At 41.4% G+C, this 17,237-nt stretch carries 12 protein-coding genes; 9 read left to right on the forward strand and 3 right to left on the reverse strand.

Going from position 1 to position 17,237, the window contains the following annotated elements; translation table 11 throughout:
* The first annotated feature begins 5 nt into the window (after positions 1–5).
* From bshC to E2P86_RS01005, 4 genes are all read left to right on the forward strand, one after another.
* Positions 6–1,595 carry a bacillithiol biosynthesis cysteine-adding enzyme BshC gene (gene bshC, locus E2P86_RS00990; protein ID WP_134430177.1) on the forward strand — a complete coding sequence of 530 codons (1,590 nt, stop codon included), beginning with the start codon at positions 6–8 and terminating at the stop codon, positions 1,593–1,595.
* Complete coding sequence (locus E2P86_RS00995; protein ID WP_134430180.1) at positions 1,595–2,191, forward strand: Crp/Fnr family transcriptional regulator; 597 nt, start codon at positions 1,595–1,597, stop codon at positions 2,189–2,191. Before bshC ends, E2P86_RS00995 begins: the two co-directional genes overlap by 1 nt.
* 87 nt (positions 2,192–2,278) lie before the next feature.
* Positions 2,279–4,813: a DUF5686 family protein gene (locus E2P86_RS01000; RefSeq protein ID WP_134430183.1), complete on the forward strand. Its 2,535-nt coding sequence runs from the start codon at positions 2,279–2,281 to the stop codon at positions 4,811–4,813.
* 4 nt (positions 4,814–4,817) lie between these two features.
* Positions 4,818–5,603, forward strand: a complete 786-nt coding sequence (locus tag E2P86_RS01005) for an enoyl-CoA hydratase-related protein (RefSeq protein WP_134430186.1) — start codon at positions 4,818–4,820, stop codon at positions 5,601–5,603.
* Positions 5,604–5,706: 103 nt separating this feature from the next.
* Here the strand turns inward: E2P86_RS01005 and E2P86_RS01010 are convergent, their stop codons facing one another.
* Complete coding sequence (locus E2P86_RS01010; protein ID WP_085474114.1) at positions 5,707–6,345, reverse strand: 4'-phosphopantetheinyl transferase family protein; 639 nt, start codon at positions 6,343–6,345, stop codon at positions 5,707–5,709.
* Between the two features lie 121 nt (positions 6,346–6,466).
* Here E2P86_RS01010 and dnaG point away from each other — a divergent pair, with 121 nt between their 5' ends.
* The 3 genes from dnaG to E2P86_RS01025 are packed head-to-tail and all read left to right on the forward strand — an operon-like array spanning position 6,467 to position 9,927.
* Positions 6,467–8,452, forward strand: a complete 1,986-nt coding sequence (dnaG, locus tag E2P86_RS01015) for a DNA primase (RefSeq protein ID WP_085474115.1) — start codon at positions 6,467–6,469, stop codon at positions 8,450–8,452.
* A gap of 9 nt (positions 8,453–8,461) precedes the next feature.
* On the forward strand, positions 8,462–8,818 hold the full coding sequence (locus E2P86_RS01020; protein WP_085474116.1) for a YraN family protein: 357 nt from the start codon (positions 8,462–8,464) through the stop codon (positions 8,816–8,818).
* A 44-nt stretch (positions 8,819–8,862) separates the two neighbouring features.
* Entirely contained in the window at positions 8,863–9,927 is a 1,065-nt protein-coding gene (locus tag E2P86_RS01025) for a glutaminyl-peptide cyclotransferase (RefSeq protein ID WP_234991291.1), read from the forward strand.
* 1,047 nt (positions 9,928–10,974) lie between these two features.
* Here E2P86_RS01025 and def read toward each other — a convergent pair.
* On the reverse strand, positions 10,975–12,201 hold the full coding sequence (gene def / locus E2P86_RS01030) for a peptide deformylase (RefSeq protein ID WP_085474117.1): 1,227 nt from the start codon (positions 12,199–12,201) through the stop codon (positions 10,975–10,977).
* A 40-nt stretch (positions 12,202–12,241) separates the two neighbouring features.
* Positions 12,242–15,580, reverse strand: a complete 3,339-nt coding sequence (gene mfd / locus E2P86_RS01035) for a transcription-repair coupling factor (RefSeq protein WP_085474118.1) — start codon at positions 15,578–15,580, stop codon at positions 12,242–12,244.
* A gap of 177 nt (positions 15,581–15,757) precedes the next feature.
* On the opposite strand from mfd, the gene ruvX reads away from it, so the two are divergent.
* Together ruvX and ybeY are read left to right on the forward strand one after the other, a co-directional pair.
* A complete protein-coding gene (gene ruvX / locus E2P86_RS01040) occupies positions 15,758–16,174 on the forward strand; it encodes a Holliday junction resolvase RuvX (protein WP_085474119.1) in 417 nt (138 codons plus the stop codon).
* The gene (gene ybeY / locus E2P86_RS01045; RefSeq protein WP_085474120.1) at positions 16,174–16,608 is read left to right on the forward strand and encodes an rRNA maturation RNase YbeY; all 435 of its coding nucleotides are present in this window, start codon (positions 16,174–16,176) and stop codon (positions 16,606–16,608) included. The genes ruvX and ybeY overlap by 1 nt, the downstream gene beginning before the upstream one ends.
* Positions 16,609–17,237 lie beyond the last annotated feature (629 nt).

The raw sequence follows: 17,237 nt of genomic DNA on the forward strand, positions 1-17,237 counted from the left end.
GGTAGATGAAAGCAACATACATCGATTATAGCGATACCGGTAGTTTCTCCAAAACACTATTGGCCTATCTGGCCAATGAAGAATCATTACAACCATTTTACGGCGAACAACCTAATTTAGCTGGCTTTAAAGCGCAGCTGGATAAGAAGAAGAAATTTCCTCACCGGAAGTTACTGGTCGATCAGCTACAGGGGCAATATGGTGATTTGCTTGCCTCTTCTCCAACGGTAGCGCAGAATATTGTACGCCTTAAGGACGCGAATACCTTTACGGTTACCACGGGTCATCAATTGAATATTTTTACTGGACCTCTCTATTTTATTTTTAAGATTGTGACGGCTATTCGTCTTGCAAAAGACTTGAAAGAGGCATACCCCGATTATGATTTCGTGCCTGTTTATTGGATGGCAACCGAAGATCACGATTTTGAAGAGATTAACCATACGCGGGTTTTTGGTAAGAAAATTATGTGGGATACGCCTAAGATTGCTGCAACCGGACGGATGTCTACCGGCGATATTGCCGGTACGGTGCGGGAATATTGCAATACGTTTGGTCTCTCTGGCAATGCGGATCTTCTAACCGCTATTGTGGAAGAGGCTTACTTATCGCATGATACGCTGGCGGATGCGACGCGCTCTATGGTGCATGCGTTGTTTAAAGAATATGGTTTAGTAATCGTTGATGCAGATAGCCCTGTTTTGAAAGCTGTTTTTGCACCAATCATAGAACAGGATATTATGGCGGAACGTAGCTTTCATGCCATATCGGCTTCTTCGGAAGCGTTAGAAAATTTGGGTTATAAACCACAGGTTCATGGGCGTGAGATCAACTTTTTTTATTTAACAGATGAATTTAGGGAGCGTATTGTAAGGGCTGAAGATGGTCGTTTCGAGGTTCTGCATCAAAATATGTTTTTTACCGAAGAGTCGTTGAAACAAGAAATTGCTGAACATCCGGAGAGATTTAGTCCGAATGTGGTGATGCGACCGATGTATCAGGAAGTTATTTTACCTAATTTGGCCTATATCGGGGGAGGGGCTGAGATTGTGTATTGGTTACAATTAAAGGCTAATTTCGATCAATATAACGTTCCGTTTCCAATCCTAATTCCTCGAAATTCAGCGATGATAACGGACGATACCGGAGCGGGAAAAATATTCCGTTTGGATCTAACTTTTAAGAGTGTGTTCAAGCCGGCTGAAATATTGAAGAACGAATACGTCCGTCGACATACGAAGCATCGATTAAACCTTCGTGATGAGTGGATGGAGCTAAATGCAATTTTCGGAAAAATTAAATTACGCGCACATAAAATTGATCCGAGTCTAGGGCCAAGTACGGAAGCTGTTAAAGCTCGTCTAAAGAAAGCAATCAACAGCTTAGAAAAAAAACTGTTGCGGGCAGATAAGAAAAATCATGAAGAAGCATTGATTCAGATCGATAGGGTAAAGGATATCTTGTTTCCAGGAGGAGGGTTGCAGGAACGTAGTGAAAATTTTGCGCCTTTGTATTTGAAGCATGGCGAAGAGTTGATTAGCGAGTTGGAGAAGCATTTTAGCCCTCTTGATTTTAAATTTACTATATTGTATTAATGAGCGATATCGATATTGATTTAAAGCAAAGTAATTTTTATAAGTATTATACGGAAAAGGGTGGTTTAACCGCAGACGATTTTTTAGCGCTGCAACCCTATTTCTCGTTTAAAACCGTGGCGCATAATATCTACCTTTTACGTGCGGGTGAGTTGAGCAGTTACGCCTTTTTTGTTGAGTCTGGCTTGTTGCAATCATTTTCATTGGACGAAAAGGGTGGGGAGCATATTTTGCAATTTGCGCCCGAAAACTGGATTTTATCGGATCGGGCGAGTCAGTATTTCAACAAGCCATCAGACTATTATATTAAAGCGATAGAGCACTCTGTTGTTGTTTATGTACAAGCTACATTTATGGAAAAGGCAGCTGCATTGAGTACTACTTTTTCGTGTTTTTTAGAAAATTCGTTACAGCGGAATATTTATATTCAGCAGAAGCGAATAAATTCATTATTGGCGATGTCCGCCAAAGAGCGCTATCTTTCCTTTATGGAGATGTACCCAGGCTTGCTAATGCGTGTCCCTCAGTGGATGATTGCCTCTTATCTTGGAATCACTCCAGAAAGCTTAAGCCGAGTGCGAAGAGAACTTTATTAAGGTCCATTAAGCGCTTTCTACTTTTTTCTTCTTTTCATTTTTATCTGTGGGCACAAATTGTATCTTTATAGCGTACCTGCGTTGATTATGAGGAAATTTGGAGCGACGGAGTTAGGCGTCTTGCTATTTATATACTGCTTCTGTGTCAATATGCCGATGGCTATTGGTCAGGGACGTATATTGGGGCGCGTTGTAGATGAGTTGACCGGTAAGGGTATCCCACAAGCCAGTATAAAAGTTGTGGGGACTTCTATAGGGACATCTTGCGACTCGCTCGGAAATTTTGTAGTTGCTGTAAATTCCGATAAAACAAATCATATTGAGGTATCCGCTATGGGTTATCGGACCTATAAAGGAGGTTACGTAGCATCGGAGACTGAGGTGATTATCAAGCTTCATCCGGATGAACGTGTCATTGATGCGATAGAAATATCCAGTAAACGAAAATACAATAATAAGAATCCTGCGGTTGAGTTGATCGAAGAAGTGATCAAGCATAAGCGAATTAATCGAATGGTACGTCAACCAAAGCACCGCTTTGAGCAGTATGACAAAATACGTTTTGGTATGGTTGATCCCTCTTCCAAGTACCTGAAAGGGTTAGGAAGTATGCGATTTTTCTTCGAAAATATAGATACTGTTTCTATCCCTGGAAGTAAGCTTTTGGCCCTTTTTATGAAGGAACAAATCAGTGATGTCTACCAGACCAATGATCCTGTGTCGAGTAAAAAGGTAGTGAAGTCTGTGAAGCAGACAAAGTATGATGAGCGACATATAAATAACCACAATATACAATCGTATCTTACTTACCTTTTTCAAGATGTCGATATTTATGCCGAAAATATATTCTTAATCAACAAGCTTTTCTTAAGTCCAATAGCGAATAATGCGCCAGTTTTCTACAAGTATTATATTGTAGACACCGTAGATGTGAACATGAAGCCATTTGTTGAGCTTCGGTTTGAACCGCGGAATAAAACGGATCTGTTACTTAGTGGTAGGCTTTGGGTGAGCCTAGATGGGCGTTATGCTGTAGGTAAAGCAAGGCTTAATACGAATAAGGAGGCTAACCTAAATTGGGTCAACCGAGTAGATATAGAGCAAGACTTTACGGTCAATGAGGAGCAGCAGATGTTCCTCGAGCGAAGCGATGTCCAGATTTTGTTTGGTACGGAAAAGAAAGAGGCCCTTTTTGGGCAGAAGATCACGATGAATTATGACTTTGATTTCAAGGCGACATTCAGTGATGCTGTTTTTTCGGGTGCGCCAATAGAAATTTTGCCTCAGGCTGATAGCAGTATTGCTATTTTGGAAGAAAGAAGGCCTATCCCGTTGAATAGTAGTGAGAGCCGAGTGTATACCGATGTTGATTCACTCAATGATAATAGGACGTTCAAAACGTTGGTCACTCTGGGCTATTTGGTGGGGCAAGGTTTTTATAATCTTGGACCGTTTGAACTAGGGCCTGTGGAGTATCTATATTCTTCAAATAATATTGAAGGTAACAGGATTCGAATTGGTGGACGGACGACAGGACTGTTTTCTGAGAAGCTTTATATTGAAGGGTACTTAGCATATGGACTGCGTGATCAGTCTTTTAAGTATTTTGTTAAGCCAACAATTGCACTGAATGGAAAGGCTGTTACTACTTTCCCGGCTCATTACCTTCAGTTTGGGGTGCAGCATGATATTTTTGATCCCGGTCGTAATTTAGGTTTTAAGAAAGGGGATAGTTTTTTTCAGTCCATCCGGAGCAATAAACCTACCAAATGGCTAGATACTTATGCATACGAAGCGAAGCATCTCATTGAATTTGGTAACCACCTGAGTATACAGTCTGGTTTTGTACATCATCGCCGTCACGCTATTGGTGATCTTAACTTTATTTCTTCTGGTGATCCTGGCGTAAACATTGAAGATATCAACACCAATGAATTGGAGTTCGTACTGCGTTGGGCCCCTAATGAAAAATTCTATTATAGAAATTTAGTGCGTCGTACAATTATTGAAAAGCATCCTATTTTTAATGTACAATATAACAAAGGTCTACGTGGTTTTTGGGGAGCGGATTATAACTATGATGCATTGCGCGCTGCGGTGACCAAGCGCTTCTTTATGCGTCAGCTAGGATTTGTTGATGTTACATTATCTGGAGGGAAAATTTGGGGTACCCTTCCGTATCCACTTTTGGAGATTCCTGATGTTTTTAAAAATGATGATCGGCATGTGATCGATTATTCGTTAATGCGTAATATGGAGTTTGTTGCGGATGAGTTTGTAAAACTCTCCATTGATCACCAGCTGGAAGGATTTATTTTGAATAAGATCCCTCTGGTGAAGCGATTGAAACTAAGGGAGCTTTGGGGGGTTAAGATGTTCCGCGGGCGATTAACTGATGGTAATAATCCTTATCTTAGTTCAGGCGTGGTGCACTTTGACACGGACAATGAGGGGAATAAGCTCACGCACGTTATGGGTAATCAACCGTATTGGGAAGGAAAAGTAGGAATCGATAATATCCTAAGGGTATTTCGGGTGGAGTATATCAGGCGATTGAATTATCTGGATTTACCAAATGTGAATAAGGATACGTATCGCGTCAGTGTTCATTTAAATTTTTGATGTTATGGGACAGTACGAAAATCTTTTGTTAACATTATCAGGGCAGACTGCCATCATTACAATTAATAGACCAACCAAGTTGAATGCATTGAATCGTGCAACATTGGGAGAATTGGCGGATTTGTTGGGAGCCTTGAAAACGAATCGAGAGGTATCGGGTATTATCTTGACTGGGGCTGGTGAGAAGGCTTTTGTCGCAGGTGCTGATATCGCTGAGTTTGTTGGGCATAGTGAAGAGGAAGGCCGAGCGATGGCTGCTTGGGGACAGGAGCATGTGATGAATGTGATACATAATTTTCCGAAACCGGTTATTGGAGCGATTAATGGTTTTGCGCTAGGCGGTGGTTTGGAAATCGCTTTGTCATGCCATATTCGTGTCGCCGTGGAAACCGCTAAGATGGGATTGCCGGAGGTGTCGCTAGGTGTGATTCCGGGATACGGAGGCACGCAACGGTTGCCGGCATTGGTCGGGCGAGGGAAAGCGATGGAGATGATTTTGACGGGGGATATGATTGGCGCAAAAGAGGCTCTGACATGGGGGTTGGTTAATTATGTTGTGCCAGCTACAGATTTGCTACATACATGCGAGAGTTTACTGAACAAGATTTATACACGTTCAGGAACAGCGGTGGCGGCGGCCATTGAAGCAATTAATGCAAGTCAAACTGGTGTTAAAGGGTTTGATGTAGAAATTGACGCGTTTGGGAAGGCCTTTGGAACAGCAGATTTTAAAGAAGGCGTTTCGGCATTTTTGGATAAAAGAACGCCTAACTTTACCGGAAACTTGTAAGAGATTGCGTAAAAAGGCTCCTTCTAGCTGTCATTCTGCGCCAGTTTAAGGACGCTGGAAGGGTAAAGCGCAATTTTCTTTTTAGTCCCTGTATTGTCTGTTTTTAATCGCTAACCACGTATGCGAGCATATACTCTTGAAACTGTTCGTAATATACCTGAAAAGAATGCGTTTTCTTGTCTTTGCGTAAGAGGAGCGTCATGACTCCTTGTGGTCTATATTGAAAGGGTAGGATCGTCATATCCTCTAGGAAAGAGACTCCTTTGTTACCTTGAAGCTTATACACCGCTTCTTTTGCGCACCAACAGGCATACATTTGGTCGATGTTTTCATTTTGGATGAAAGCCAGTTCGCGAGGTTTCATAAATTTTTCCTTTATCCGAACGATTTTCTCTTTAATAATTTCTAGATCGATCCCGCATGGTCCTTGTGTAGACATCAAGACCCCTGCAAAATCGTAGGAATGGGTGAGGGAAATATTATACGGATAGTCTGGTAAATATGGCTTTCCATGTTCATCGGAGGGACAGTTAATATATTCTTCTGTTTTCAAGAGGAAGCGGAGTAACACACGTGTAGCGAGCCAGTGCAATCTACGTTTGCCTTTGGTTAAGCTTTCCAGTTTTGCTTTTTCACGTTCATCAAGTTGCAGCTTTCCGAGTAACTCTTCTGCCGTTTCCTCGATACGCCATAGCGCAAATTTCGTTTCCGTATTTAATTCCCTTAGATAAACAAGACCCATATCCAAACATAATTATTTTTACTTCTTTTTACAAGGGTTTATTTAGTGCAGATTTCACTTTGCTTTTTTGCCCCATCTATGTAACTTGCAATGAATACACAATAGTTAGACGTTAGTTTTTATGATCACAAAAGAAACGATAGAGAAGGTATTGGATGCGGCTCGGATAGAGGAGGTTGTCGGAGATTTTGTAGATCTAAAAAAAAGAGGAACCTCGCTTATTGGGAATTGTCCGTTTCATAATGAAAAGACACCTTCCTTCCATGTTTCCATGGCAAAAGGAATTTATAAGTGTTTTGGTTGTGGGGTTGGTGGTGATTCGTTGAAATTTGTGATGGAGCTCGAAAAGTATTCTTATCCCGAAGCTATACGCTATCTCGCGGATAAGTATAATATTGCGATTGAAGAAGTCGAGCGTTCTCCAGCGCAACTTGCTGCGCAGGATAAGCGTGAAAGCTTGTATGTGCTTAGCAGCTGGGCTGGGAAATTCTTTAAGGAACAGATGTGGACAACGGAGGTGGGGCAATCCATCGGTTTGTCATACTTTAAGGAGAGGGGATATCGGGAAGATATCGTTAAGAAGTTTGAACTCGGTTACTCGCCCGATCAATGGACAGCCCTTTCGGATGCTGCTGCTGCGGCAGGTTTCCATAAGGATTATTTAAGCCTTATCGGACTGTCTATCGAAAGGGAAGACGGTAGTTTGTACGACCGTTTTCGAGGACGTGTAATCTTTCCTATTCATAACCTCACCGGTCGAGTTATTGGCTTTGGAGGACGAACGCTGAAAACAGAAAAATCTGTTCCGAAGTATGTAAACTCTCCTGAAAGTGATATTTACCATAAATCTGATGTACTTTACGGATTGAATTTCGCGAAGAAGGCCATCATGGATAAGGATAGCTGCTACTTGGTTGAAGGTTATGCTGATGTAATCTCGATGCATCAGGCGGGAGTTGAGAATGTGGTCTCTTCTTCAGGAACCTCTTTAACTACTGGGCAGATCAAGCTGATTGGTCGATTCACGCAGAATGTGGTTATTCTGTATGATGGTGATGCCGCCGGGATCAAGGCTTCTTTGCGGGGGACTGACATGCTATTGGAAGAGGGGTTAAATGTAAAGGTTCTTCTTTTTCCTGATGGAAATGACCCCGACTCTTACGTACAGTCTTTTGGTTCAACTGCTTTTAAGGAGTACATCGATACGAATCAACAGGATTTCATCTTTTATAAGACAAATATCTTATTGAAGGATGCGGGTGCGGATCCAATTAAAAGAGCAGAGGTTATTCGCGAGGTCGTACAGAGTATAGCACTGATTCCTGATGAGATCAAGGTGTCGGTGTTTATTAAGCAATGTTCGGCATTGTTGGATATGGAAGAGCGGGTGTTATTGACAGAGCTCAATAAGATGCGTTTGAATAAAGCGAAGGCCCAGGATAAAAAGGAAGCTGCCGCAAGTAGACCGGCCCCGATGCATCCGGAAATGGATGGGCCGCCTCTAGATTTTTTCTTGACCGATGAAGAGCGAGCACAAATTGGTATTGAACCAGCAACTGGAACGCAAGTTGCCACGTCAGAAATTTTGCAAGAGCGTGAAATCGTACGTATTCTGTTGAACTATGGTGCGGAGCTGGCCGTTTGGGAAGGCGATGGCGATGTGCCTATTGCTCCGTATCTTTTGAATGCGATCGACGATATTACTTTTGAGGATAAAGCCAGTGCGTTTATCGTGGAGGTTTTTCGGAAAAAGGCAGAGGATTTTGAGATCCCAGAAGCGAAATTTTTCTTTTCGCACGAAGATTCAACGGTGCAGGATTTGGCTATATCGTGTGTGTCAAGTCCCTACGAACTGAGCCCGAACTGGAATGACGATAAGCGTAAGATCTATGTGACTCGTGAGCATGAGCATTTAAAGGCTTTAACGACACAAGCTATTTATCGCATAAAAAAACGGAAGGTGGAAAGTGAGATGACCAAAATTCGAGAGGAATTAAAGCTCGATCAATCTGCGGAGGATCTGGAGATTCTATTGTCGAAGTATCAAAAGCTTAAAGAAGCAGAGAAGATGCTGGGGGCATACCTTGGGAATACGGTAGTCAAGTAAAGAAGCCCTATGGCAGAGCACTTGAAACGCGGACGAGAAGGGGAGGAAAAGGCACAGTTGTTTCTGGTGGGTTTGGATTATGAAATTATTGCTGTAAATTGGCGTTTTAAGCATTGGGAGGTTGATGTTATCGCGTGGGATGCTGATACACTGGTGTTTGTCGAAGTAAAAACCCGGAGTAATATGGATTATGGCGAACCGGCCTCTTTTGTGGATCGGAAGAAGCAGAGGAATCTAATTAAATTGGCTAATGCCTATCTGGGAAAAACGAATTATTCGGGTGAAATCCGCTTTGATATCGTTTCTGTTTATATGGATGGTAGTGGAAAGGTCGATTTAATTAAAGATGCTTTTTGGAGCAGCTGAGTTTCAGAGATTGGTAAGGATTGAAAATAATAGATTAGATAATTATGAAAATACGCAATATTGCCGGCTATTTGGCGGTCAGTGCTTTGGTTCTGTTTGGTTGTAAATCACAACAGGGTAAATTTGCCTTTTTAACTCCAGCTGCAGGAGATAATGTGACGCTCGGACAAAAGTTAGCGTTGCGGATGCAGTTTCCTGATACAACGATTGATTCCGTTGTGTATTCGGTTGATGGGCAGGTTATTGGGCGCAAGCAAGATACTTCTTCGATGGTGCTTGATACCGAGCAGATTGGCCTAGGAGCACGTAACTTGGTGGCGAAAGTGTATAAGGCTGGAAAGGAAGAGGTGGCATACAGCAATATTACTATCGTGCCGGAATCGGCCAAACAGTATGCTTTTGAGAAGGTGAAAGAATACCCGCACGACACGAAGGCCTTTACGCAAGGTTTAGAATTTGATGGTGGTTTTCTTTACGAATCTACTGGCGCAGGAGATGGTCTGATTTCTTCGATACGTAAAGTCGAATTGGAAACTGGGAAAGTTATCCAGAAGAAAGAGATAACGGGAGCGGATAGTAAGGGAGAGCCTTATTTTGGAGAAGGGATGACTATTGTGGGGGATCGGATTATCATGTTGACCTGGTTGAACAATATCGGTTATGTTTTTAATAAAAAAACTTTTGATCAGGTATCTACATTTACCTATGAGAATAGTAAGCAGGGATGGGGAATTTGTTATGATGGGGAATTGCTTATTAAATCTGATGGGTCGTCAAAGTTATATTTTTTAGATCCAACGACTTTTAAGGAAGTGAAGACCTTGTCTGTTTATGATAGTGAAGGTGCTGTGGATAGTATTAATGAATTGGAATATATCGACGGTAAGGTCTATGCGAATGTTTATGGTAAGGATGTGGTCATTATTATCGATCCGAAGACTGGTGCCGTGGAAGGGCAGATTAATTTTGTTGGCCTGTATACCAATCCCGCTCGCAAACCTAACGATCAAGAAATGAATGGTATTGCTTACGATCGTGTAGGCAAAAGATTATTCGTGACCGGAAAACAATGGGATAAATTGTTTGAGGTGAAAATTGCTGAACGATAATTTTCTCCTCTCTGCCGGAGAGGCATGTTACTTTTTATCGGAAAAGTAACCAAACCTTGTCGCTATGAATTTTTGCTAGGGATGGTTCGTGCATGGGCAAGTTTCTACCGACCGCAAATATTCCTCAGGCGACATCTGGGGGGTAAGGGGAGCTAGAGCTAGAAGTTTTACCGTAGTGATAAAAGAATGTTGATGTGCCTGCTGGCGTAAGGATCAATTTATTGACTTCTCTCTTACTCCTCTCTGCCGGAGAGGCATGTTACTTTTTATCGGAAAAGTAACCAAACCTTGTCGCTATGAATTTTTGCTAGGGATGGTTCGTGCATGGGCAAGTTTCTACCGACCGCAAATATTGCTCAGGCGACATCTGGGGGTTAAGGGGAGCTAGGGCTAGAAGTTTTACCGTAGTGATAAAAGAATGTTGATGAGCATGCTGGCGTGAGGATCAACTTATTGACTTCTCTCTTACTCCTCTCTGCCGGAGAGGCATGTTACTTTTTATCGGAAAAGTAACCAAACCTTGTCGCTATGAATTTTTGCTAGGGATGGTTCGTGCATGGGCAAGTTCCTACCGACCGCAAATATTCCTCAGGCGACATCTGGGGGTTAAGGGGAGCTAGAGCTAGAAGTTTTACCGTAGTGATAAAAGAATGTTGATGAGCATGCTGGCGTGAGGATCAACTTATTGACTTCTCTCTTACTTCTCTCTCAGCCGGAGAGGCATGTTACTTTTTATCGGAAAAGTAACCAAACCTTGTCGCTATGAATTTTTGCTAAGCATGGCTCGCGCAAGGGCAAGTTTCTACCGACCGCAAATATTCCTTAGGCGACATTTGGGGTTAAGGGGAGCTAGAAGCTATGCCGTAAAGACGACATAATAGCGTCATTTCGAACGAGGTACGAGGAGAAATCTATAAATGCTTCTTTAGAAAACAGTTCGTTGCTGAAGGTTCGTAGATGTTTGCCTTATTGTGGGCGGGGACAAGCCCAGCCCCCTAGGTAGGTGTATTAAAGCACTAAGATGCCTTGATGGTATCTTGATTTCAGCTACGGAACAATCGTTCCCTTCTCTATCGAGAACTCAATCTTGTCTGCTAAAGAAGTTTCCTGTCGTTGTTCTTGTTCGACGATACGATCGGGAAATAGGATCCCATACAGGTGATCCACTTCATGTTGAAAAATAACCGCTGTAAAACCCTCTACGATCTCTTCCACCGATTTTCCTTCTTTGTTGGTGTATTGAATCTTGATGCTATAGCTGCGCACGACATCTTGACGTAGATCCGGTATAGAAAGACATCCTTCCATTCCTTTTCGCAAGAGTTTTGAGCGCCAGATAATTTTTGGGTTTAAATAAACCTCAAAAGGTTGCTCCGCCTTATCGAAGCGCTGTACCCAGATAATATTTTTATTGATGCCAACTTGTGGAGCAGCAATCCCTACGCCAGCATGTTCAGGGTCTTGTACGGTAGCATACATGCGCGCCGTCAATGTTGCTAATAGAGGGTCATCATATTTAACGTCTTCAGATGTTGTACGTAAGATAATGGAGTCAGGCTCCACATTCGTCTGTAGGACATACATCTTATCAGAAGGGGCTGCATTGGAAATGATCTTTTTCTCTCGCTCTGTAAAGTTTTTGGCCATACTGTTATCTTGTTCTTTTTGATTTTTAGGACCTGTATATTTTTTCTCCCCCGCTTCAATATTTACTTGAAGGAAATTCTCCGCTGGTGGTTGTGGACATCGGTATCCACTGCTGTATGCACAATATGGGTTATATGCTTTATTGAAGTCTAGCATAACTTTTTCATGTTGGATATCTTGTTTTTTAAGATCAAGATAACGCCCGCTTTCGTATGTCGTTTCTCCTGTGCTTAAATCTAAGAAAGGAAGAAATAAATAGGTGGCGGCAGATTCACTCGGAAAAGATGTTGCATTTTCATAGGCGGTCAAGGTATGATCCTTTCCATCTATTCGAAAATGTAAATGCGCATACCGTCGAAATTCCTTACTTGTTCCATCAAGTGTAGGCATGCGAAAGGTCGGTTCATGGTCTAGATACTCCACACTGGCCTCTACTCGAAAGAGAGGTGTCGGCTTGAAGTAATGGACATGCGATACGACGTACTCGTCCGCGATGGGACCTTTGGCAGATTTTTTTAAATGCTGCGCCTGTTGTTCTCGGTAGACTTGGATTTCTTGATCGTATCCTTGTGCCTGTATTGCTAAACCAAATAATACAAAGACCAAGAAGAGATAAGTCGTTTTCATATCTTTATTTTAGTCTACCAAACTTACAGATTTTAATCAGTTAATTACTCATCTCCTTGAGTAAATGTAAGGCATACGTAATATTATTTACATTACTTATTGCTAACCGTAATTGTCCCTTCACTTCTTTCATGTTGCTTATCGCAGGATGTGCTTGCACAAAAGCTAGTACTTTTCCAAACTGATCAGATTCATAATAGCTTGATTTTGGATTGCTCACAAAATAGCCTTTAAGTGTATTTTTCTTGAAGGATATTTTTTCAAATCCAATCTCTTTACCATACCATTGCAGGCGGAGGGTATTAAATAACTCAAATACGGGTTGTGGTACGGGACCAAAACGGTCTTCGAGTTCTTTTTGAAAGGCAATTAGTTGCGTTTCGTTTTCTAGTTTTGCAATTTCGTTATACAGATTGTATCGTTCGCCGATATTGGTAACATAGGCGTCTGGAATCATAACCTCGAGGTCTGTGTCTATTTGTGTAAAAGTCACGTACTTTCGGTTTTTGTCCTCGGCGAATAGCTCACTAAATTCGTCATCCTTAAGCTCTTGAACAGCTTCGTCCAATATTTTATTGTACATTTCAAAACCAATCTCAGCAATAAAACCCGACTGTTCGGCACCCAGGAGGTTTCCGGAGCCTCGGATATCTAAGTCTCGCATTGCCACATTGAAACCTGATCCTAGTTCAGAAAACTCCTCCAGTGCGGATAGACGTTTATAGGCTTCGTTTGTCAAAGTCGAAAGTGGTGGACTTAAGAGGTAACAGAAAGCTTTTTTATTGGAACGTCCAACCCGACCACGCATCTGGTGAAGGTCGCTTAATCCAAACATATGTGCATGGTTAATGATAATTGTATTTGCGTTGGGGATATCGAGCCCTGCTTCAATAATGGTAGTGGCTACGAGTACATCAAACTCATGGTTGATAAATTTCAGCATAACATCTTCCAGGGCATCGCCCTCTAGCTGACCGTGTGCAATACCGACACGTGCTCCGGGAACGAGCTTTTGAATCATGCCGCCCAATTGTTTTAGATCGGCTACTCTGTTGTGAATAAAGAACACCTGTCCGTTACGGTCTAACTCAAAAGCGACGGCTTCTTGTATCAACGTCTCATTGAAAACGTGGAGTTCCGTTTGTACCGGCTGTCTATTAGGTGGAGGTGTGGATATGATGCTTAAGTCACGGGCGCCCATTAATGAAAAGTGGAGGGTGCGTGGGATTGGCGTTGCTGTCAAGGTTAGGGAATCGACATTTGCACGCATCACCTTTAGCTTTTCTTTGACGGCAACCCCAAATTTCTGTTCTTCATCGATAATCATTAAGCCCAAATCTTTGAACTTCACATCCTTGCTTACGAGTCGGTGTGTGCCAATGATAATATCGATCTTGCCTTCGGCAAGACGAGCCAAGGTGTCTTTGATCTGTTTGGTAGATTTAAATCGATTTATATAATCTATCGTTACAGGAAATTCCTTCAGCCGCTCACTAAAGGTTCGGAAATGTTGCAAGGCTAGAATGGTCGTAGGGACAAGGACTGCTACTTGTTTGTTGTCTGTTGCGGCTTTAAATGCCGCACGGATAGCAACTTCTGTTTTTCCGAAACCAACATCGCCACATACGAGCCTATCCATTGGATGAGGGGATTCCATATCACGTTTTACATCAGCTGTTGCCTTTTCTTGATCTGGTGTATCCTCATACAAGAAGGATGCCTCAAGCTCATTTTGTAAGTAGGTATCTGGACTAAAGGCGTTACCTGTTTGCGATTTCCGCTTTGCATAGAGCTTAATCAGATCACGTGCAATATCTTTAACTTTCCTTTTGGTCGTTTTCTTTAGTTTTTCCCAGGCGTCGGTTCCAAGCTTGTTCATTTTTGGAACAGTTCCTTCTTTTCCTGAGTATTTTGATATTCTGTTTAGGGAGTTGATATTGACATAAAGCAGGTCATTATCTGCATAGACTAACCGGATCATTTCCTGTGTCTTGCCATTTACTTCAACTTTCTCCAGTCCTGCATACTTACCGACACCATGGTCGATATGCGTGATATAGTCGCCGGGTTTAAGGTCCCGCAGTTCCTTTAGTGTAATAGCCTGAGAGCGCTCATATCCTTTTTTACGCTTGTATTTGTAGTAGCGATCAAAAATTTGGTGGTCTGTATAACAAGCGAGTTTTGTCTCGTCGTCTCTAAACCCTTCCCGTAGTCCTTTATGAATGGGCGTGAAGGTTACAGATTTATCAATATCCTCTAAAATACTATAAATTCGCTCAACCTGTTTGGTCGAGTCGGAAAAGATGAGGTTTTCAATCCCATGCTTTACATTCTCTTTGAAATTGTGGATCAAAAGGGTGAAATCCTTATTGAAAGATGGTTGCGGATGAATATCAAATTTGAGTGTTTCTTCCGCTTTATAGTAGAAGTGTTTTCCAAATTCTACATTTGGAAAATCAAACATGAGCTCGCCAAAACCACGATCTGTGGTGAAAGTGACCCGAGGATCCACCCAGTCTGCATGGACTAGAATATCTTTCTCCGGCAGTGCTTTCCAGAATTCAGATGCTTTTTTGTAACCATCCTTCATGATGTCGAGCGTAAATTGAACATCTTTAATCCATATTACGGCATCCCGATCTACGTATTCTAAGAGCGAGATATGATTATTGCTTAGGAACTTTGCTTGTACATTTGGTACGATGGTTACCGTATGGATTTTATTAACGGAGAGCTGTGTCTCCATGTCAAATGTGCGAATGCTCTCAATCTCGTCACCAAAAAACTCAACGCGGTAGGGTAGATCATTTGAAAAGGAAAAAATATCGACAATACCGCCTCTTATTGCAAATTGCCCCGGTTCATAAACGAAATCTACCCGCTCGAAATCATACTCATATAAAAATTCATTGATGAAATCGATGCTGAGCTTTGTATTTTGAGTAATTGCTAAGGTGTTTTTCTCTAGATCCTCCCGGTTTATTACTTTTTCAGCAATTGCTTCTGGATAAGTAACTACGATTTTAGGTAACTCTGAGATGTGGTTTAATGCGCTTAAGGTTTCCGCACGTTGTAGAACATGAGAGGCATCTGTTTGCGTAAATTCGTAAGCCTTACGAAAAGATGCTGGAAAGAAAAGTATCTGCTTATCGAGGATGCTTTCTAGATCACTCAAAAAATAGGATGCTTCTTCATGTGTAGGTAGAATGAAGATAAAGGGACGTTCCTGGACGGTATATGCGGCTGCGGCAACTATGGCATCCGATGCGCCAATCAGTCCTTTTAGTTGTATTTTAGGATTTTTCCCCTGAATGGCTTTAACCAATAATTTAACCTGCTCGCTTTGAGCATATTTCGTTAAGACGTCTTGAATACCCACGTAAAATGTATTGTTTGTGCAAAAATAAGAAATTAGTCCTAAGTACGAGGTATGAAGTCTGTAGAAGACTGCGTGTTTCATCCAAAGAAGCCACTGTGTATGGCGTTTGATTAAATACAGGGCTCATTGAATGAACGCATATAAATGTGTATTTTTGTAACGTTTTAAAGGAGTACTATGCGTATTATGGCTTTTGATTATGGCGTTAAGCGAATAGGTGTTGCGGTTACAGATCCGCTTCAACTTATTTCTAGTGCGCTCACAACGGTTCACCCGGATGATATCTGGCGTTTTTTAGCTGATTATCTAGAAGTGGAGGCGGTAGAAACCTTCGTGGTGGGGAAGCCCCTACAGATGGATGGCACTGCATCAGAATCGGCGCAACATGTCGTAGGCTTTGTCCGGAAACTGAAAAAAACATACCCAGCAATTCGCGTCGCGGAGGTTGATGAACGTTTTACGTCTAAAATGGCATCTTCTGTTATTGCGCAAAGTGGTAAAACAAAGAAAAAAAGGCAGGAGAAGGGTTTGGTTGATACTATTTCTGCGACCCTGATTTTACAAACGTATATGGAATCTAAATCAATGATGTAATGGCTTTAAGAGATATTTTATTTTTTAGTGAGGATATCACGTATGTGTTGAAAAATAAGCAGAAGGTTCGCGAATGGATTTTTGCGACCATCAAGGCCGAAGGTTTTCAGCGAATCGGCGAATTGAATTTTGTGTTTTGTTCTGATGCTTATTTATTAGAAATTAACAAAGAGTATTTAAATCACGATACCTATACAGATATTGTAACGTTCGATAGTTCCGAGAAAGAGGAAGAAATTAGTGGTGATATTTTTATCTCTGTAGAACGTACCGCAGAGAATGCGGCGAAATTCAATGTTTCCGAGACTGATGAATTGCATCGGGTGATTATTCATGGTGTTCTTCATCTATGTGGTTATCATGATAAGAAGGGAGAGGAGAAGGATTTGATGACGGCCAAAGAAAATGAATATCTTCAAAAACGAGCGTTTTAAGGGAGTTATTTACCCGTTATTTTGAACAAAAGGAAGGGAGGAGATTTTAGGAGGTTTCCTCCCTTCCTTTTTATCGAGTTTTTTGTAAAACATTGATTTAGAATATTGTCCCTTTTTTGTCCCCTTAAATGAGCCTCCTTTGTCCCCTATTTGTACCTCGATGTCCCCTTTGATTTTGTGAAATTTTTCTTCTTTTTGCGTCGTTGATTAATTTTTCATAACCTAAACGTTTTATCGTTGTAATTCTTAAAAAGTTAATTAAAAAATAACATTGCTTTACATTTTAAAAATATTACATTTGGTTAATATTTATTTGTACAGCATAAACGGTGATTAGTTTTTATAATTAGCGTTTACTTATGAAAAGAAAAGTAGCGAATAAGATTTGATACGAAGTGTCGCAATTAAAAAAAGACAGACTTATAAAAACATTATTCGTGATTTATTGTAGTATTAGATGTGCTAAGCCTATTTGCTTACTCTATGTGATAAGTAAAAGAGGTTGCTTTTTAGTGGTACAGAATCGATAGAAGCTTGATCTTTTTGGTATTAAAAATTGAATTTTGAAGGAGGGTAACGCCGAGCTCAATAGATTTTTGATGCAGCTGACATTTCTTTTATCATAAAAT

It is taken from the genome of Sphingobacterium psychroaquaticum (genome assembly GCF_004421025.1).
Taxonomy (GTDB): Bacteria; Bacteroidota; Bacteroidia; order Sphingobacteriales; family Sphingobacteriaceae; genus Sphingobacterium; species Sphingobacterium psychroaquaticum.

What these genes read in the sequence shown, in the direction of transcription:
- ybeY (WP_085474120.1), top strand. Translation starts at nt 16,174, where the DNA reads ATGGCTTTAAGAGATATTTTATTTTTTAGTGAGGATATCACGTATGTG.
- E2P86_RS00995 (WP_134430180.1), top strand. Translation starts at nt 1,595, where the DNA reads ATGAGCGATATCGATATTGATTTAAAGCAAAGTAATTTTTATAAGTAT.
- E2P86_RS01005 (WP_134430186.1), top strand. Translation starts at nt 4,818, where the DNA reads ATGGGACAGTACGAAAATCTTTTGTTAACATTATCAGGGCAGACTGCC.
- def (WP_085474117.1), bottom strand. Translation starts at nt 12,201, where the DNA reads ATGAAAACGACTTATCTCTTCTTGGTCTTTGTATTATTTGGTTTAGCA.
- E2P86_RS01010 (WP_085474114.1), bottom strand. Translation starts at nt 6,345, where the DNA reads ATGGGTCTTGTTTATCTAAGGGAATTAAATACGGAAACGAAATTTGCG.
- E2P86_RS01000 (WP_134430183.1), top strand. Translation starts at nt 2,279, where the DNA reads ATGAGGAAATTTGGAGCGACGGAGTTAGGCGTCTTGCTATTTATATAC.
- bshC (WP_134430177.1), top strand. Translation starts at nt 6, where the DNA reads ATGAAAGCAACATACATCGATTATAGCGATACCGGTAGTTTCTCCAAA.
- ruvX (WP_085474119.1), top strand. Translation starts at nt 15,758, where the DNA reads ATGCGTATTATGGCTTTTGATTATGGCGTTAAGCGAATAGGTGTTGCG.
- E2P86_RS01020 (WP_085474116.1), top strand. Translation starts at nt 8,462, where the DNA reads ATGGCAGAGCACTTGAAACGCGGACGAGAAGGGGAGGAAAAGGCACAG.
- dnaG (WP_085474115.1), top strand. Translation starts at nt 6,467, where the DNA reads ATGATCACAAAAGAAACGATAGAGAAGGTATTGGATGCGGCTCGGATA.
- E2P86_RS01025 (WP_234991291.1), top strand. Translation starts at nt 8,863, where the DNA reads ATGAAAATACGCAATATTGCCGGCTATTTGGCGGTCAGTGCTTTGGTT.